Origin of the sequence: Thiomicrorhabdus sp. Kp2 (assembly GCF_000478585.1) — a bacterium.
GTDB lineage: Bacteria > Pseudomonadota > Gammaproteobacteria > Thiomicrospirales > Thiomicrospiraceae > Thiomicrorhabdus.
In genome coordinates, this window is sequence record NZ_ARWI01000001.1 from 2392834 (window position 1) to 2411083 (window position 18250).

At 39.7% G+C, this 18250-nt stretch carries 20 protein-coding genes; 12 read left to right on the top strand and 8 right to left on the bottom strand.

Annotated elements, in window-relative coordinates:
* Nucleotides 1-286 precede the first annotated feature (286 nt).
* On the top strand, nt 287-2110 hold the full coding sequence (locus A379_RS10735; protein WP_040728030.1) for an N-acetylglutaminylglutamine amidotransferase: 1824 nt from the start codon (nt 287-289) through the stop codon (nt 2108-2110).
* Between the two features lie 79 nt (nt 2111-2189).
* Nucleotides 2190-2543 carry a Grx4 family monothiol glutaredoxin gene (gene grxD / locus A379_RS10740; protein ID WP_040728031.1) on the top strand — a complete coding sequence of 118 codons (354 nt, stop codon included), beginning with the start codon at nt 2190-2192 and terminating at the stop codon, nt 2541-2543.
* 131 nt (nt 2544-2674) lie between these two features.
* Here grxD and rnt read toward each other — a convergent pair whose 3' ends face one another.
* Both rnt and argA read right to left on the bottom strand, forming a co-directional pair.
* The gene (gene rnt, locus A379_RS10745) at nt 2675-3289 is read right to left on the bottom strand and encodes a ribonuclease T (RefSeq protein WP_040728033.1); all 615 of its coding nucleotides are present in this window, start codon (nt 3287-3289) and stop codon (nt 2675-2677) included.
* 20 nt (nt 3290-3309) lie between these two features.
* Complete coding sequence (gene argA, locus A379_RS10750; protein WP_040728034.1) at nt 3310-4596, bottom strand: amino-acid N-acetyltransferase; 1287 nt, start codon at nt 4594-4596, stop codon at nt 3310-3312.
* Nucleotides 4597-4695: 99 nt separating this feature from the next.
* On the opposite strand from argA, the gene ilvD reads away from it, so the two are divergent.
* Both ilvD and A379_RS10760 read left to right on the top strand, forming a co-directional pair.
* Nucleotides 4696-6555, top strand: coding sequence for a dihydroxy-acid dehydratase (gene ilvD / locus A379_RS10755; protein ID WP_040728036.1), 1860 nt, complete (start codon nt 4696-4698; stop codon nt 6553-6555).
* Nucleotides 6556-6575: 20 nt separating this feature from the next.
* Nucleotides 6576-6977, top strand: a complete 402-nt coding sequence (locus tag A379_RS10760) for a hypothetical protein (protein ID WP_040728038.1) — start codon at nt 6576-6578, stop codon at nt 6975-6977.
* 185 nt (nt 6978-7162) lie between these two features.
* On the opposite strand, the gene soxA is transcribed toward A379_RS10760, so the two are convergent.
* The 5 genes from soxA to A379_RS10785 all read right to left on the bottom strand — a co-directional run bounded on the left by soxA (nt 7163) and on the right by A379_RS10785 (nt 10999).
* Entirely contained in the window at nt 7163-7993 is an 831-nt protein-coding gene (gene soxA / locus A379_RS10765) for a sulfur oxidation c-type cytochrome SoxA (protein ID WP_040728039.1), read from the bottom strand.
* Between the two features lie 95 nt (nt 7994-8088).
* On the bottom strand, nt 8089-8400 hold the full coding sequence (soxZ, locus tag A379_RS10770; RefSeq protein WP_040728041.1) for a thiosulfate oxidation carrier complex protein SoxZ: 312 nt from the start codon (nt 8398-8400) through the stop codon (nt 8089-8091).
* 56 nt (nt 8401-8456) lie between these two features.
* Nucleotides 8457-8924 carry a thiosulfate oxidation carrier protein SoxY gene (gene soxY / locus A379_RS10775; protein WP_040728042.1) on the bottom strand — a complete coding sequence of 156 codons (468 nt, stop codon included), beginning with the start codon at nt 8922-8924 and terminating at the stop codon, nt 8457-8459.
* A 34-nt stretch (nt 8925-8958) separates the two neighbouring features.
* Nucleotides 8959-9339, bottom strand: coding sequence for a sulfur oxidation c-type cytochrome SoxX (soxX, locus tag A379_RS10780; RefSeq protein WP_040728044.1), 381 nt, complete (start codon nt 9337-9339; stop codon nt 8959-8961).
* 181 nt (nt 9340-9520) lie between these two features.
* A complete protein-coding gene (locus A379_RS10785) occupies nt 9521-10999 on the bottom strand; it encodes a M48 family metalloprotease (RefSeq protein ID WP_051145172.1) in 1479 nt (492 codons plus the stop codon).
* 92 nt (nt 11000-11091) lie between these two features.
* Here A379_RS10785 and A379_RS10790 point away from each other — a divergent pair, with 92 nt between their 5' ends.
* The 6 genes from A379_RS10790 to rimI all read left to right on the top strand — a co-directional run bounded on the left by A379_RS10790 (nt 11092) and on the right by rimI (nt 15609).
* The gene (locus A379_RS10790; RefSeq protein WP_040728046.1) at nt 11092-11304 is read left to right on the top strand and encodes a sulfurtransferase TusA family protein; all 213 of its coding nucleotides are present in this window, start codon (nt 11092-11094) and stop codon (nt 11302-11304) included.
* A 7-nt stretch (nt 11305-11311) separates the two neighbouring features.
* Nucleotides 11312-11836, top strand: a complete 525-nt coding sequence (locus tag A379_RS10795; RefSeq protein WP_040728047.1) for a DsrE/DsrF/DrsH-like family protein — start codon at nt 11312-11314, stop codon at nt 11834-11836.
* A gap of 177 nt (nt 11837-12013) precedes the next feature.
* Nucleotides 12014-12868 (top strand): CDP-diacylglycerol--serine O-phosphatidyltransferase, encoded by an 855-nt coding sequence (pssA, locus tag A379_RS10800; RefSeq protein WP_081696454.1) that lies wholly within the window; start codon nt 12014-12016, stop codon nt 12866-12868.
* A 64-nt stretch (nt 12869-12932) separates the two neighbouring features.
* On the top strand, nt 12933-14477 hold the full coding sequence (locus A379_RS10805; protein ID WP_040728049.1) for a 2-isopropylmalate synthase: 1545 nt from the start codon (nt 12933-12935) through the stop codon (nt 14475-14477).
* Between the two features lie 22 nt (nt 14478-14499).
* Nucleotides 14500-15090 (top strand): hypothetical protein, encoded by a 591-nt coding sequence (locus tag A379_RS10810; protein WP_040728050.1) that lies wholly within the window; start codon nt 14500-14502, stop codon nt 15088-15090.
* 27 nt (nt 15091-15117) lie between these two features.
* Nucleotides 15118-15609 (top strand): ribosomal protein S18-alanine N-acetyltransferase, encoded by a 492-nt coding sequence (gene rimI, locus A379_RS10815; RefSeq protein WP_051145173.1) that lies wholly within the window; start codon nt 15118-15120, stop codon nt 15607-15609.
* 55 nt (nt 15610-15664) lie between these two features.
* On the opposite strand, the gene A379_RS10820 is transcribed toward rimI, so the two are convergent.
* Complete coding sequence (locus tag A379_RS10820) at nt 15665-16474, bottom strand: inositol monophosphatase family protein (protein WP_040728052.1); 810 nt, start codon at nt 16472-16474, stop codon at nt 15665-15667.
* A 110-nt stretch (nt 16475-16584) separates the two neighbouring features.
* Between A379_RS10820 and A379_RS10825 the strand changes: the two genes are divergently transcribed.
* Complete coding sequence (locus A379_RS10825; RefSeq protein ID WP_051145174.1) at nt 16585-17400, top strand: RNA methyltransferase; 816 nt, start codon at nt 16585-16587, stop codon at nt 17398-17400.
* Nucleotides 17393-18178: a serine O-acetyltransferase gene (gene cysE / locus A379_RS10830; RefSeq protein ID WP_040728054.1), complete on the top strand. Its 786-nt coding sequence runs from the start codon at nt 17393-17395 to the stop codon at nt 18176-18178. Before A379_RS10825 ends, cysE begins: the two co-directional genes overlap by 8 nt.
* The last annotated feature ends 72 nt before the right edge of the window (nt 18179-18250 follow it).

Consider the following 18250-nt stretch of genomic DNA (forward strand, 5'->3'; position numbering starts at 1 on the left):
AATAAGTTGTTATTATAATTTATTGCACCAATGGTTGCTAATAAGCAAAACACCCAGTTAGCATAAGGTTAGCAAATAATGACTAAGAGTCAAACGAAAATTAAATACATAAACCGTTAGACGGTGCTGTTTCACATAGTGAATGTATATTAAATTTTGAATTATTAATTTGTTTTATTTCTTGGTCGTTAAAGATGTATCGCAGCCCTCAAACTTTGGCGCATTTGCTACAAAAACGTTAGAATGTTGGCTATTTAATTAGTAATACAAAATACGAGAGTTCTTTATGTGTGGGATTTGTGGTGAAATTTATTGGGATGGACAGCGAGCTTCTGAAAAAACGCTTACACCTATGTTAGATGCCATGCAAAAACGTGGGCCAGATGATGAAGGCGTTTGGTTAAATGGTCATGTGGGACTGGGTCATCGACGTTTAGCGATTATTGATCTCTCATCTGCGGGGCATCAACCGATGCAAGATGATGCATTAACCTTAGTGTTTAATGGTTGTATTTATAATTATGAGTCATTAAAGGTTGAGCTTGAAGAACTTGGACAGACATTTGTCTCTCATTCCGATACCGAGGTTATTCTCAAAGCCTATCGCCAATGGGGAATGGATTGCGTTTCACGATTTGAAGGTATGTTTGCGTTTGCCATTTGGGATGATGAGCAACATCAACTGTTATTAGCGCGAGATCGAATGGGGATTAAACCGCTTTATTATGCTCCTGTTGAAGGTGGGGTAAGGTTCGCTTCGAATACTCAAGCTTTGTTAGAAACCGACGGCATTAATACTGACATTGATCCAGTTGGTCTTCACCATCAATTGACTTTACATGCCGTTATTCCTGCACCTCACACTATTTTAAAAGGCATTAAAAAATTAGAACCTGGTCACTGGTTAATTGTGAACCCTGATGGACAAATGTATAAAAAATGTTTTTGGCATTTAGAGGCAAAACGTCCTAAAACGCTCAATGGGTTACCTGCACCTAAAACCGAAAAAGAGTGGATCGATGCTGTTCATGCTTCGTTAAAAGAAGCGGTTCATAAGCGGTTAACGGCCTCTGATGTGCCTGTGGGGGTTTTACTGTCTGGTGGTTTAGATTCCAGCTTGCTGGTGGCGATGTTAGCGGAAGCGGGGGTTGAAAAGGTTAAAACCTTTTCAATCGGTTTTGAAGATGCCCCAGAAGAGAAGGGAAATGAGTTTGAATTTTCTGACTTAGTGGTTAAGCGTTATAAAACTGATCATAAAAAATATTTAATTTCTAACGAGGAGGTTTTACCTCGGTTGCATGAAGCAATTGAAGCAATGTCAGAACCTATGGTTGGACAAGATGCGGTTGCGTTTTATCTACTCTCTGAACAGGTCTCAAAGGATGTCAAAGTGGTGATGTCTGGTCAGGGGGCTGATGAGGTGTTTGGCGGGTATTTCTGGTATGCCAAAATGGCTGAAGCGGCTACAAATAAGGATCTAACCAACCCAAAACAAGCTGTTGCCTCCTTTGCACCTCACTATTTTGACCGTTCGCATCAAGAGTGGTTGGAGGTTGTTAATCCTAAATACCATATTCATGATGTGACTTCAGACTATGTTGGTGACCGACTGACTGAAGAGGGAGCAGACACCTTTTTAGACCAAGTTTTACGTTTTGATGTCACAACGTTAATTGTAGATGACCCCGTAAAACGGGTTGATAACATGACGATGGCTTGGGGATTAGAGGCTCGAGTTCCTTTTCTAGATCATAAATTGGTTGAAGTAGCGATGGCGGCTCCTGATGAGTTAAAGCTCAAAAACGATGGAAAGTATATTCTTAAACAAATTGGGCGAGGTCTTGTGCCTGATGAGATCATCGATCGACCAAAAGTGGCCTTTCCAATGCCTGCCTTGAAGTATGTTCGAGGAGATTTTTTTGAATATATGAAAGCGTTATTAACTTCTCCGCAAGCCAAGGCGCGAGGCATCTTTAATCAGCAAAAACTGGCCGAGCTTTTGGCAAATCCAGAAGCAGAAAATGCTTTTACAGCGATTCAGGGCAGTAAATTATGGCATGCCGCTTTGCTTGAGTTTTGGTTGCAGAAGCATGTAGATAAAACAATTTAATCTACCACTAAGAAAATCTATATTTTTTTGTGATAACCTAGTAAACTACTCTGGATTTAAAATTATTAAGGAATGAACCATGGAAAACCAAGATCCTATTGTAAAAGAGACTTTAGAGCGTATTCATAGTCAAGTGACGAATAACCCTGTTGTTTTATACATGAAAGGCACACCACAAATGCCATCTTGTGGTTTTTCAAGCCGTGCAGCACAGGCGGTGGCTGAAACAGGTGAAAAGTTTGCTTTTGTGAATATTTTGGCTGATGCAACTATTTTTGAACATCTACCTAAATATCAGGATTGGCCGACTTTCCCTCAGTTATATATTGACGGTGAATTACAAGGTGGATGTGATATTACCCTTGAGCTTGCAGAATCAGGCGAGTTGAAAAAAATGATGGCAGATGCAAACGCTAAACATGAAGCGAAATAACGAAAAACGTTATTTTTGTGTTTACAACACTGTAAAAAAGGCGCTTTGATAGCGCCTTTTTTGCATAAAATTTCTTGGAATCTGTTTAAAGTTACCAGGCCTGGTAACTTAATGCGTTTTATTAAAAAACACTATTCTGTGGCGTCAATTGGCCATTGATTAACAATTTCACAAAATAAGTCTGCGGTTTTTTCTGTGTCATACACCGCAGAGTGTGCTTGTTGGTTGTCCCAATGCATGCCAGCACAAACGGCGGCTTTTGCTAAAACGGTTTGACCATAAGCCAAGCCAGCAAGAGAAACGGTATCAAAAGTACTAAACTCATGAAATGGTGACTTTATTTTGCAACGTTCTGCCGCTTTTTGGACAAAGTTCAAATCAAAAAAAGCATTGTGACCAACTAAAATAGCACGAGTACAGCCCGTTGCTTTTATTTGCTGTTGAATGGGCGCGAATAATTCATTTAATGCGCGTTTTTCATTCATAGCATTTCTAAAAGGGTGATAGGGGTCTTCCATGCCAATAAACTTCAATGCACTCTCTTCAAGATTTGCGCCTTCAAATGGCAATATATTTCGATCAATAGTCTGATCCCGAATGAGCAATCCATTCTCATCCATTTTTAAGGTGACTACGGCCATTTCTAACAGGGCATCGGTATTGGCATTAAAACCCGCTGTTTCAACATCAACAACAACAGGTAAGAAACCGCGAAAACGGTCTTTGATTTGAGTCACTTTGCTCATGAGTTCACTTTAGCTGTGTTTTACAGCGATTTGACAAGCACTTTGGATTGTCGTTGAAAATTATATAGGGATTGTTTTTGATTGGGTAATGCTGAGATATCAGCCAGATAAAATCCGTGTTCGATAAACCAATGATGGGTATGAGTTGTGAGTAAAAATAACTGTTTTATTTTTTTATCGATTGCACTGATTTCAATCGCTTTAAGTAGCTCACTGCCGAGTTCTTGTCCTTGATATTCTGGATGCACAGCAAGGCAAGCTAATTCAGCCATATTATCGTCATTTTCATACAGAGCCGCACAACCTATAATCATTTGATCTCGTTCAATGACAACAAATTTGTTGATTTCTAACTCCAATCTTTCTCTGGAACGTTTTACTAAGATGCCTTCTTGTTCCAAAGGTTCAATTAAACCGAGTATGCCACCTACATCTTCAATGTTTGCAGAACGAAGTTGATGGTATCGGTCACTGAATATAAGCGTACCAGAACCATCACGAGAGAAAAGTTCAAGTAATAAAGCGCTTGGATTGTTTTGGTCCATTAAATGAACACGTTTAACTTTATGGTTGGTGTATGAGATCTGCTTCAATAATAACACTTGCTCATTGTTTGCAGGAGCTTGCATAATGGTTGTTAGCTGTGGAATGCTAACCTGCTTTGGTAAGTGAGCTAATTGCTCTGCTGAGCCATACACCATCAATTTGTCAGCATGAATCGCGCTCGCTATTTCACAGGCCTGTTCAAGGGTATTTAAGTTAAAGACTTCACCAGTAAGTGAGTAGGCGATAGGGGTTAATAATGCAACCTGCCCTGATTCTAAACAGTCAGAAATGGCTTGGTGTCGAATTTTCCGTAACTTACCCGTATGTTGAAAATCTATACCATCAATAACGCCTTTTGGTTGAGCGATTACCCAATTACCCGAAACTAAAGTAGGAGGGTTTGGTTGCAAGCAGTTTGCTTGGCTAAATGTTGCTTCAAGCTGGCTGCGTAAAAGTCCGATAGTTTGCTGAAATACAGGAATTAACTCAGTAGGGGTGATTCTGAATTGATGGTGCAATTTCCAGTCAATTCCTGCATGGGTAAAGGCTTGGTCTAACTGTGGCGATGCTCCCATCACTAATACAATTTTTAAGCCTAAGTTGTAGAGAAGACCAATGTCTTGGGATAGTTGTGAGGTAGAATCTTTAGACGCCAAAAATTCTCCTGGTAAATAGATAACACAGGTTTTTCCACGGTGTTGTTCTATATAACGTGAGGATTGTCTTAATGTATTAATAAAATCTAATTCAGATTGCTGCATGAATGTGCGAAAATAAGTCTAATAATTTACTAAGTATAACAGTCTCAAGGGTAAAGTCTAAAGCGCAAATTGCTTTACACCCTTTAAAAGGAGTTTTTAATGCCGCAATATCGTTCAAAAACCAGTACTCACGGTCGTAATATGGCAGGTGCTCGTGCACTTTGGCGTGCAACAGGGATGGGCACAGAAGATTTTGGTAAGCCAATCATTGCTGTGGCCAACTCGTTTACCCAGTTTGTACCTGGACATGTACATTTAAAAGATATGGGGCAATTAGTGGCTCGAGTCATTGAAGAGGCTGGTGGCGTGGCTAAAGAGTTTAATACCATTGCGGTAGATGACGGAATTGCCATGGGGCATGACGGTATGCTGTATTCATTGCCTTCGCGTGATTTGATAGCAGACTCTGTCGAATATATGTGTAATGCACACTGTGCAGATGCTTTAGTCTGTATCTCAAATTGCGACAAAATTACTCCAGGCATGATGATGGCGGCTATGCGTTTGAATATTCCAACCATCTTTGTTACTGGCGGCCCAATGGAATCAGGTAAAACGGTTCTTGGTGGTGAAGGGATTAAACTAGATTTGGTTGATGCGATGGTTATGGCCGCCGATGATTCTTGCTCTGACAGCGATGTGAATGAGGTTGAGATTTCAGCCTGTCCAACGTGCGGTTCTTGTTCGGGCATGTTTACTGCAAACTCAATGAACTGTCTAGCGGAAGCTTTAGGTATCGCTCTACCAGGTAATGGAACAACCTTAGCGACTCATGCTGACCGTAAAAATTTATTTGTCGAAGCGGGGCGTCGTATTGTTGAGATTACCAAGCAGTACTATGAACAGGATGATGATCGTGTATTACCGCGTTCAATTGCAACTTATGAGGCTTTTCAAAATGCAATGGCATTAGACGTTGCAATGGGAGGCTCAACCAATACTGTATTGCATCTATTGGCGATCGCCCATGAAGCAAAAGTTGAATTTACTATGCAAGATATGGATGAAATTTCTCGTAAGGTTCCTTGTTTAGTAAAGGTTGCACCAAACTCTAAAACTTATCATATGGAGGATGTTCATCGCGCTGGTGGTATTATGCGAATTTTGGGCGAACTGGAGCGTGGTGGACTAATTAATACAGATGTACACACGGTGCACGCTTCAACGATGGGGGCTGCAATTGATTTGTGGGATATTAGCCGTAATGAAGATGAAGCGATAGAGACTTTCTTTAGAGCTGCACCAGGCAATATTCGTACTACAGAAGCGTTTAGTCAGTCCAAACGTTGGAAAACGGTTGATACAGACCCTGAGAATGGTTGTATTCGTTCAATGGAGCACGCCTACACACAAGATGGTGGTTTAGCCGTATTACACGGAAATATTGCACTTGACGGTTGTATCGTAAAGACCGCAGGTGTCGATGAATCCATCTTTAAGTTTTCAGGAAAAGCGAAGATTTACGAGAGTCAAGATGCGGCTGTTGCTGGCATCTTAGGTGATGACGTGAAATCAGGTGATGTCGTTTTAATTCGTTATGAAGGGCCAAAAGGCGGTCCTGGTATGCAAGAGATGCTCTACCCAACAAGTTACTTAAAATCTAAAGGTCTAGGTAAAGAGTGTGCCTTATTAACAGACGGACGTTTCTCGGGAGGGACATCTGGTTTATCAATAGGACACTGCTCTCCAGAAGCAGCAGAGGGTGGCAATATAGGCTTGGTGCAGGAAGGTGATATCATTGAAATTGATATTCCAAATCGTACAATCAATGCATTGGTTTCAGATGAAGAGTTTGATATTCGTAGAGAAACTATGGAAGCAAAAGGTGCATCACATGCTTGGAAGCCAGAGATGCCAAGAGAACGTAAAGTATCTTCGGCATTAAGAGCATATGCAGCTATGACAACAAGTGCAGCATATGGTGCTGTAAGAAATGTAGAACAAATTGAACGTAAATAAAACTTCTTGGAGAAATTAATATGTTTGCAGATAAACTTACTCAAGCCCAGCGTCAAGTAGTATTTGATTTAGCCGTAAATTTAGCGGCTGCAGATAATGATGTTTCTGATGAAGAAGTTCAGTATCTTAAGGACTTTAGTAGTGCTTATGGTATAGATTATGATTTAGATAAAAGTAGCTTAAATATTGATGATGCGATTACTTTGTTAGATAGCAAGTCATCTCGAATTATTACACTACAAGAGCTTATTAAACTATCTTATAAAGATGGTCACTTTGGTGATGAAGAGCAAGACAGAGTTTTTTTGATTGCCCAAAAAATGGGTTTAAATGATCCTGAGTTAATGCTACGTATTGAAAAATGGGTTCGTCAAGGGTTTGATTGGATTTATGAGGGAGAGATGATGATTGAGGGGTCATGACTGATTGTCATATAAAGCTTCAGTAGTACCAAAAGCCGATGTAAAAGTCGGTTTTTTTATCTCTGCGTGTTTAATTTTTTACAATGTTTCGCTAATTGGGTGAAGAGTTTAGTGAAAAAATTTGGTGAAATAAGGCATAAAAAAACCCAGCAAAGCTGGGTTTTAAAATTTGAATATTATTCAAATTATTCGCGGTAACCAGGTCCATTGATTTCCAAACCGTTTGAAACATAAGCTTGGAAGAACTCTAGGTTGCTGTATTCAGTACCTTGAGCTTTAAATGGGTTGGCACGCATATTTTTGTTACAACCTTCATAACGACGGTGTAATGTTCCTAAAGCCTGCCACTTAGCACGGAAAACCGGGAAGTGAGTCGTATGACCTAGGTTAGGAGATAAAATATTAGAACGCGCTTTGCGTCCAGAGTTATAAGTGTGACATTTCGCACATGATAACCCTAATTGTCCACGAGGCTCGATGTAGATTGCACGACCAGCTTCATAAGCTTTGCGAGCACCTTCGCTTTCAATTTTGACATTGATCTTTTGACCGCGTGCATTGTAAGCTAGATAAGCACTAACTTGCGCTAGAGTGCCTTTCTTAAGTTTATATGGTTTAAGACCTGCATCTGTACGACATTTATTGATAGCAGCTTCTAGAGTTACTACCTTGTTCGTAGCATCATCAAAGTATGGGTATTGAACACGTACTTTAGATACATCAGAACCAAAACATTTTTCAAATACAGCTTGGTCTTTATTCCACGCAGCTTCACCAGCATCAATGGCATCTAAATAAGGAGGGAATTCTTCTGCTGCTTCCCACTGAGCAAATTTATCGGCATCATAAATATATGCGCCATTAATATATTCTTCAGGTGCAATTTTTGGATTTTTTGCTTTGAAGAAATCAACGATTTGTTGGCGATCCATCTCAGGATCAACAGCCAATGCCGATGTTGAAGCGGCACCTACTGTCACACCTAAAGATAAGGCGATTAGTAGTGTTTTTTTCATTCCAATCCTCCGTCCGAGAGCTCTGTATATTTCTAATTATTATTATTTTAGGATTGGCATTAGTCATATCAGACTAATGCCAGGGTAGGAAACTATTATTTTAATTTAATAGAATCAGTCCCTTTTTCACCAGTGTTGTCAGTTAACGATACAGTAACTTCATCACCAGCGTTAGCTTTAACTTGAACAGCCATGTATGGGTTAGCAGAAACTGCACCAGACCACTGAGCATCAACTGCAGGAGTACCGTTTACAGAAACTTGAACCATATCAATGTACTTAGCTGGATAAGGCTTACCAGTTTTTTTGTTCATACGAACACCAGATTCCATAGGGTGCTTGATTAGAGCTTTAACTTCAGCTACGCCACCTTTTGATTTACCACGCATTCTAATTTTAATAGACATGTTATTTCCTTTTAATAATTTGTTTCGTTGTAGAAATTAAGTAATTTCAGTGGGGATTAACCACCACAACCACCGATTGTTACTTTAACTTCTTGTTCAGCTTTAAGTAGTTTCCCACCAGCTTTAACAACGGCAATAACATTCATCGTTTGACCCATTTTGATACGTGTAGAAACGTAACCAATTGCACCAGCAGCGAAAGTGTATTCACATACTAAAGGCATTGGGTTTTTGCTTGCCATGATAGCGATAGATTCAACACCATCGATACCTGAAGCGTCAACTGTAACAGGTGTTACAGCACCGTTTTCTGCAATTGCAGGTGCTTTAAGTTTGATGTCACCAGAATCAGCAGTGCTTGTAGAACCAAACACGCTATTTAGTGCATCGTCAGTAGTCTTAGCACTGAATGCTTTTGAGTTCCAGTCAGCTAATACTGAGCTAGGTGTTAGAAGACCAGCGTTTACAGCTACAGCTGCAACACCAGTTGCTAGAGTACCTTTAAGGAAAGATCTACGTTTCATAAGGTTTTAAACTCCCGGTTAGGTTTAATAAAAATTATAGAGTATAGATGTAATCAACAATTTTGCTGATTTCACTATCTGACAAGATACCATTGTGCCCGAAAGCAGGCATCATGCTGTTAGGCACAGTCTGAGTTTCAGCTTTACCCCATACTTTGTCGTATAGCTTTTGCTTATCTGGGTAACGAAGTTTCATCGCGATTAAAGCAGGACCAATGTTACCTGGCATAGCACCTTCGCCAGCCATGTGACACGCTAGACAGTTACCTTTTGATCGGCTGTATGCTAGCTTTTTTCCTTCTTCAACCGTAGATGCGCCTTTATCAGCTGCTTGAACAGCAGAAATTGGTGCAGCAACTACCGCAGTTGAAATAGCTAAAGCAGTCAACAGTTGCTTCATTTTAGAATTCATCATTCTTCTCCTCCAAAAGTGTCTTTCGACGTTCCCATTATATGTTGGGATTTTTTTATATGAACAAAAGAGATTGCTCTTTGTGGTGTTAGCTTACTCAGTTACTTAATAAACGCAAGGTTTTTGGGGAATGATTGCGATAGTATTATTTAATCAATGTTAAATAAATTTTTATGGCAAATTGTTATTCTTGCTCTTTATCGTTATTATTCAACAACTTGCTGTTTTGGTTTTTAAATAGGGTGATTTGTTTCTCAATATTTTGGTCATTGTTTGTTTTGGCGGCAAGGGCTTGTTTTAGGAAATACTTACTTCGTTCTGGGTTTCCACTCTCCAGATAGGCTTTGGCTAAATTGAAATAAGCTTCAGCTTTCTGTTCTTTTTTCGCAAAAAATTCTGAAAGCTCGATGTATAAGTTGTATTTATATAACAAATATTGCTCAGCATTGATCAATATATTTTTAGCGTCTATGTCTTTATTGAGCTTCCTTAGTAATCGACTGTAGTAGATAGGAAGCGATTCATTGTCTGGATGAAGTTCTATTTTAAGTGCTATCTGCTTATTTACATTTGAAAGGTTTTTAATACTTATAGGCTCGTCTTGTTTGATTAAGCTTTGTATCAGTGCTGACATATATATGGGGTTAGAATTTGTATAGGCGAGTGTGTATAAACAATCTGGTGCTTTGTTGTGGTTTTCAGTGTGCTCAAGTGTTTTTTCATAGCAGGCCTGGTTTTCATGATGGCTGTGTGAGTGGTTCTTTTTATACTCAGTGTGACTGTTGTTTAAGAGTTTAATTCTTTTCTGAATTAAGTTTAATTGACTCTGTGGTTTTGCTTTGTTGTTTGGTTTGAGGTTTTGTGCACGATTTTCTGCTTCTGCAAGTCTATTTTCTGATACGGGGTGTGTTCTCAGTATTTCAGGTACTTTAATTGTATCGAGTTGGCTCTCTTTTGAAAGGCGTGCAAAGAAACTGCCCATGGCATGTGGGTTGTAACCCGTATTGTAGAGCAGGGTGATGCCTATAGCATCTGCTTCTGATTCATGTTGCCTGGAGTTTTTTAATTGTTGCTGTAAGTTATATCCCATGCCTCCCATAAGTGCAGCCATTCCTGCTGAAGGGTCTTGGGTGCCTATTAATATGGCAGCAATAAGTGTGGCAATGGTACTGATTCCGCCCTGTGTGCTTGAGTATTCGTATCTTCTTGATAGATGATTTTGAGTGACGTGGGATATTTCGTGGGCAATAACCGCTGCCAGTTCATCTTCAGTTTCACAAGCTAAAATAAGTCCTGTATGGATACCTATTACACCGTCAGGGCCAGCAAAAGCATTAATGCTTGAATCATCAATAATATAAAAAGAGTAGTTGCGATTATTGCCCGTATAGCTTGCTAGTTTGTGGCCAAGCTCTCTAATGTAGTCATTGGTGTCCAAATCATTGAGTAGTTTATAGTGTGTGTGGAGAGCAGAGGTGAATGCTCTTCCAAGATTTTGTTCTGTTTCAGTGTCGTATTCAACAAGGTCAGGAGCGCCCAAATCAGGAAGAGTGTTTGCATGGGTTAGATTTGAATGGCAGAGGGTTAGTAATAAACAGATTAGGCTAAACCGTATTAAGTCATATGGTTTTGGTTGTTTATTTACTTGATTAGAAGTCTTCATTAAATACGTTATCTTTTTAAATTATTGAATTACATTTGGTTATTATATTGAAGAAGTGTGTCTATAAAAAGAATAGTCAAGGTATTGTAAGTATGCAGTTAAATTTGGTTGGGTTGGTATGTCCAATGCCCATTATTAAGTTAAAGAAATATTTGGCAGAAAACAGCGGTAAAAAGATTGATGTTGTTTTAGAAATTAGTGATAAGTCAGGTTTAAGGGATATTCCAGCCTTTTGTCAACAAGCTGGTTTAATGTGTGAGTTACTTGGCGAGAACCCGAATATAAAATTCAGAATTAAGGGTTAATTTAAGTATGGAATTAGAAGTACCTACAAAGAGTAATCTTAGTATTATTCATTCAAAGGGAACCCTTGATTGGGCTTATCCTACCTTTATATTGGCCAGTACGGCTGCGGCAATGGATAAAGATGTTCAATTGTTTTTTACATTCTACGGTTTAAAAGCGGTTCTAAAATCGACCGATTCGTTAAAAGTTTCTCCATTAGGAAACCCAGGAATGGTTATTAGAAGTCCTGTTGGGCCCGAATGGCTGACTAATATCGATTTTAATCAGGTGTTACCAGGCCTGGTATGGACATTACCAGGAATGAGTCTATTAGCGACTTGGGGATTTAAGAAAACACTTTTACAGCAAGGGCAGGTACCGATAGAGGAATTGCGAGATCTTTGTATTGAGCTGGGCGTTAATATGACGGCTTGTCAAATGACGATGGAGATGATGGGGCATCAAGAGAGTGATTTTATCGATGGAATAGGTTTTGCCGGTGCCGCAACGTATTTTGCAAACACTTCTGAGAGCCAGAGTCTATATGTGTAGGTTTTTATAGTAAGTGAAATGGTAAGTACAACCCAGGGTTTAGTTTAGATAAATACTTTGCTTTGCGGATTAGATTAATTGTTAGAATAGTCAAAATGAAGATTTACCAGGCCTGGTTATTATCAAATTACAGTGCTTGGTTTAGAAAAAAACATCGCTAATTTAGAGAAAGAGAATATGAAAGGGTTTGAAAGAGGTATTTATTTACTACCAAATTTAATGACAACAGCGGCTTTATTTGCGGGTTTTTATGCAGTAATAGCAGGTATACAAGGTCATTTTGAGTTGGGAGCCATTGCGATTTTAATTGCAATGGTTTTTGATGGTTTAGATGGCCGAATCGCCCGAATGACGAACTCTTGCAGTGCTTTTGGTGCAGAGTACGACAGTCTAGCAGATATGATTTCTTTTGGTCTTGCGCCCGCCATTCTTATCTTTCAATGGGCGCTAATGGACTTTGGTAAGTTAGGTTGGTTAGTTGCGTTTATTTACACGGTTGCAGCGGCTTTAAGGTTGGCGCGTTTTAATACCCAGGTTGGTACTGCAGATAAAAGATACTTTCAAGGCTTGCCAAGCCCAGCTGCAGCGGCATTGTTAGCGGGGTTGATTTGGGTTGTTGAAAGTAATCAAATTGATTTGGCTATTACCCCTGTGGTTGCTTTGGTGTTAACCGTGTTTGCAGGGTTGATGATGGTGAGTAATACACGATTCAGCTCATTTAAAGAATTGAATTTAAAAGATAAAGTACCCTTTGTAACATTGTTGATTGTGGTTTTGGTTTTTGTAGTGATCACAATCAAACCCGCTATGATTCTATTTATTATTTTTCTATCTTATGCCGTTTCAGGTCCGATAATTACTTTATTGACTTTAAAGAAAACGAGAGCGATGAGAAAAGCACATAAAACAGATGAGCCAGAGCAAAGTGAAGTGCTAAAAGAAAAAGTAGCAGATTACGATGGTAAGTCCGATGAAGAAACACGCAATGAATCAGAAAACAATCTCTCTGAAATGGAAGACAAGAAGTCATAAATTTTCGCAGCTTTAAATTAAGTTATTTAAAACAATATACAAAAATATTACTGGATAAATGAACATGAAAGACCATTTAGTTATCTTTGATACGACACTTCGTGATGGTGAGCAAAGTCCTGGCGCATCAATGACCAAAGAAGAGAAGATTCGAATTGCAAAACAGTTGGAGAAGCTTCAGGTTGATGTGATTGAAGCTGGATTTCCAGCTGCGAGTGAAGGTGATTTTGAAGCGGTTCAGGCCGTTGCGTCGGTAGTTAAAGATAGTACGATTTGTGGTTTGGCTCGCGCTGTTGAACACGATATTAGACGAGCTGGTGAAGCGATTAAACCCGCTAATTCAGGTCGCATACATACGTTTATAGCAACGTCTCCAATACATATGGAGAAAAAATTACGCATGTCTCCAGATGAAGTTGTTGATCGTGCCGTTTGGGCGGTTAAGATGGCTCGAAACTACACGGATGATATTGAATTCTCTCCTGAAGATGCAGGGCGTTCTGATGTCGATTTTTTATGTCGAGTAATTGAAGCCGTTATTGATGCGGGAGCAACGACTATCAATATTCCAGATACCGTTGGTTACAATGTTCCACACCAGTTTGGTAATTTATTTAAGCAGCTTATTGAGCGTATTCCCAATTCCGATAAAGCGATATTTTCAGCGCACTGCCATAACGATTTAGGCTTGGCAGCTGCAAACTCTTTAGCCGCCGTTAGAAATGGCGCAAGGCAAGTTGAGTGTACCATTAACGGATTGGGCGAACGTGCTGGAAATACCGCACTTGAAGAAGTTGTGATGGCGGTTAAAACTCGACAAGATATTTTTGAAGTTGATACGCGTATTAACACACGCGAGATATTAGCGGCCTCAAGACTGGTCTCTAATATTACTGGTTTTGCAGTACAGCCTAATAAGGCGATTGTGGGTGCAAACGCCTTTGCACATGAATCGGGGATTCATCAAGATGGCGTACTAAAACATCGCGAAACCTATGAAATTATGCGTGCTGAAGATGTTGGCTGGAGTACCAATAAAATGGTTATGGGGAAACACTCAGGCCGTAACGCCTTCAAGACACGCCTTGATGAGCTTGGAATCGACTTTGAAACTGAACAAGAGTTGAACGAGGCTTTTGTTCGATTTAAAGAGTTGGCAGATAGAAAGCATGAAATTTACGATGAAGATTTACAGTCTTTAGTGACGGATAATAATACTCAGCGTGTTGAAAATGAATCTTATCGCTTAATTTCCATTAAAGCATCCACAGAAACGGGTGAGAGTCCTCAAGCAGAAGTGACTCTGTGGATGAAGGGAGATGAAGCCAGTGCTTTAGCAACAGGTAGTGGTGTGGTGGATGCCACTTTTAAAGCGATTGAATCTCTTGTTGAGTCAGGTTCATCTCTGCAGTTATATTCAGTCAGTAATGTGACAAATGGAACAGATTCATTGGGCGAGACTTCTGTGCGCCTTGAAAAGGGCGGACGTATTGTTAATGGTCAGGGGTCTGATACCGATATCGTTACGGCCTCGGCTAAGGCTTATATAAATGCGTTAAATAAACTTGCAGTGGATGTCGATAAAGCGCATCCACAAGCGCCAGTTTGATTTGTTTGGTTTGTGATAACGGATGTCAAAAATACAATTTTCAAATAACTTATTTTCTCAAATAGGTGGTTCAAACTGGGTTACCAGGCCTGGTTACTTTGATATAGAGACAAAGCCATTAAATAATGGAGAGACCTTGGGTAATAATCAAAATGAACCCTTTTTAGACTCAATTGATAATCAAGTTGATCTATTGGAAGAAAAGAATCTTCTTGTTGAAGAGCCGTTGTTTCAATCTAAGGTACAGGCTCAGACTGTTACCTCTGTGGTTGTTTTAGGAGCTGGCTTGGAGAGTGTTTGGCAAAATGATGAATCTTTGGCATGGCAACTTTGGCAGAATATTATGAAGGCCTTTGACTGGGATGAAACGCAAGTTGTGTTTTTTGATACCGAGTTGTTGGTCACTGAAGATGCTGTTTTTTCTACCATGGAAGAAGTTATTGATTTAGGTGTCGAATGGGTGTTAACGATGGATGAGGAGCATGAAATTTCTGAGCAGCTTTCTGAAGGTGTCCAAGTCGTTTCAGTGCCAGAATTTGAATTGATGCTGTCTGACCCTTATGCAAAACAAAGTTTTTATCACTCTGTTGTCTCTTTAAATCGTTGTATTTAAGTCAAGAAGCTAACAAGATTACGTATCATGTCAAATCTTTCCTGTTTTAATTACTTACGTTTAATGGATGAGTCCGATTTACATCAGGTTTATGAGATTGAGCAAAAATCCTATGATTTTCCTTGGACACTTAATGGTTTTGAGAAGAGTTTAGACCAAGGGTTGAACTATGTGTTTTGTGATATCGATAATCGAATGTTGGGCTATTGTTGTATTCTTCCAGTTCTAGATGAGGCACATATTCTTAATATTTGTGTTGCGCCAAGCTTTCAAAGAAAAGGGGTTGCTAAGCAAGCCTTTTTAAGTATTCTTGATGGTTTAAAGAACCGTGATTTTAAAGTGGTTCTTTTAGAGGTAAGAGAGTCAAATTACCCTGCTCAATCTCTATATAAACAATTGGGTTTTACTGAGGATGGTGTGCGAAAGGGCTATTATCGATCTCAAGCCTGGGATGATGAAACACAAAGTTTGATTGAAGAAAAAGAAGATGCGATTTTGATGTCTTTTTCTATTGATTAGATGGCTTTGCTAATGGTGATTTAGTACGTTAGCAAAGCACGTTAATAATAGGTGTTTATTTCCTTAGTTCAGCAGGAATTGTTTTTGCTAGAGTTTGAGCCATCTCTTTATAGAGCTTTGGGTTTGCAGCTAAGATATTGCCATGTTTTAAGAAATTCTCTCCGCCTGTAAAATCCGTTGCCAAACCACCCGCTTCAGTAATGATTAATGCGCCAGCAGCTATATCCCAAGGTTTCAAATTAAACTCCCAAAACCCATCTACTCGACCACAGGCCACATAGGCTAAATCAAGAGCTGCAGAACCCGCACGGCGAACGCCCGCTGTTGTGCTAATAAATTCTTTTAAACTTGCCATGTAAACATCTAAATAACTGAAGTCATGGTATGGGAAACCTGTCGCTAAGAGTGCGTTATCCAATGTTTTTTGCTCAGAGATGCGAATGCGACGGTTATTAATAAATGCGCCACTGCCGCGGCTTGCTGTAAACATCTCGTCGCGAACGGGATCAAAAATGGCCGCATGCTGGACTTTACCTTTGACTTCGACAGCAATAGAAACGGAAAACTGCGGAAATTGATGCAGAAAGTTGGTTGTGCCGTCCAAAGGGTCGATAATCCATCGTGTATCGGATTTTTTTCCTTTTTGACCAGATGCACCACTTTCTTCTGCCAGAATCTCATGGTCTGGATAGTACTTTTTAATGGTTTGGATAATCGTGTTTTCAGCTTCTTTGTCCACTTCGCTAACATAGTCGTTTTTACCCTTATGCTCAACGTTAAGTTGGTCAATTCGATCAAGGTGATGAAGTATGTTGCCGCCTGCAGCTCTGGCGGCTTGAGTGGCGATATTTAGAAGTGGATGCATGTTGTGCCTTTAGTTTTTATGTGTTGGTGATGTTTAAATTGTAATGAACGGGTAGAATACACGTTTATCAAAATAAATTTTAATGAAAAGATTATAAACGGAAAAGAAAAATGATTGAAGATTACCGTCTTGATCCAGGATTGGCGAAAATTAGAATTGTGCTTATTGAAACTTCACACCCTGGAAATATTGGCGGAATTGCACGTGCCATGAAAAATATGGGGCTAAGTCAGTTAGTTTTGGTTAACCCTAAGGAGTTTCCAAGCCAGGTCGCATCAGCAAGAGCATCGAGTGCTACTGATGTTTTAAATGATGCAAAGGTTGTTGCAACTTTGGATGAAGCATTGTTGGGTACCAAGTTGGTGGTAGGGGCAAGTGCCAGGCTACGAAAGGTGTCTTGGCCTCAGCTTGATGTTAGAGAAACTGCTAAGCTTGCTCTTGAAACTGTTGACGAGGGAGAGGTGGCTCTTGTTTTTGGTCGAGAGGACTCGGGTTTAAGTAATGCAGAAATGGATAAGTGTCATTATCTAGCTCATATTCCAACCAACCCAACTTATAGCTCATTAAATATTGGAGCGGCAGTTCAGGTCTTTGCTTATGAGTGTTTAATGGCCACTCAAATTGAGTCTGTTCACCGAAAAGGTTATCGTCATAAATTGGCGAGTACGGAGCAATTGGAGGGCTTTTATGATCATTTATTTCTTGCTTTACAAGATATCGATTTTTTAGATCCTGATAAAAATGCACGTTTTATGCGAAGAATGCGTCGTTTGTTTAACCGCTCTCAATTGGATGTTAAAGAAATTGATATCTTAAGGGGAATTTTAACCGCCGCTCAAAGGCAGTCACCTAAATACAATGAGCGATTAGAGGAAGTCAACACAATATCGCCAACACTTTTACAGGAGAACACGGACAGTGTTTAAGAGATTGAGATCAGATATTAATTGTGTTTTTGATCGTGATCCAGCGGCTCGAAATACGTTTGAGGTGTTAACGACTTATCCTGGGTTGCATGCCATTCTATGGTATCGACTTGCTCACTGGTTTTGGAAGATTAACTTTAAGTGGTTGGCTCGATTTATCTCAGGTTTTGCACGATGGTTTACTGGGATTGAAATTCACCCAGCGGCTAAAATTGGTGAACGTTTTTTTATTGATCATGGTATGGGTGTTGTGATTGGTGAGACTGCGGAAATTGGTGATGATTGTACTTTGTATCATGGTGTTACACTCGGCGGTACATCATGGAAAAAGGGTAAGCGTCACCCTACTTTAGGTAATGGTGTGGTTGTGGGTGCAGGCGCTAAAGTTCTTGGGCCTATTGAGATTGGCGATGGTGCAAGGGTTGGTTCTAACGCAGTTGTTATTAAACCTGTTGGTAAGGGCGAAACCGTTGTTGGTATTCCTGGGCGAGTGGTCAAACAACAAGCAGATGATGTAAAGGTCAAAAGAGCCAAGATGGCAGAAAAAATTGGTTTTGATGCTTATGGTGTGGGCCAAGAAATGGCTGACCCTGTTGAAAAAGCGATTTATAGTTTACTGGATCATATTCAGGTTCAAGATGAAAAGCTAGAAAAGCTTGCCGCCTCTTTGGCAGCAATGGGTGGTGAGTCAATCGATATTGATCTACCAGGCCTGGACGATGCCGTTCTTGAACCAAGTGATCCGAGTCAGGCTGCTCATTTAAAGAAGAGAAGTTGATTGCTTTTTTGGTGTTCAATCGTTTTGAATGAATGAAATGGATATTAAATCTTGAGTTAATTACTTGGTTAT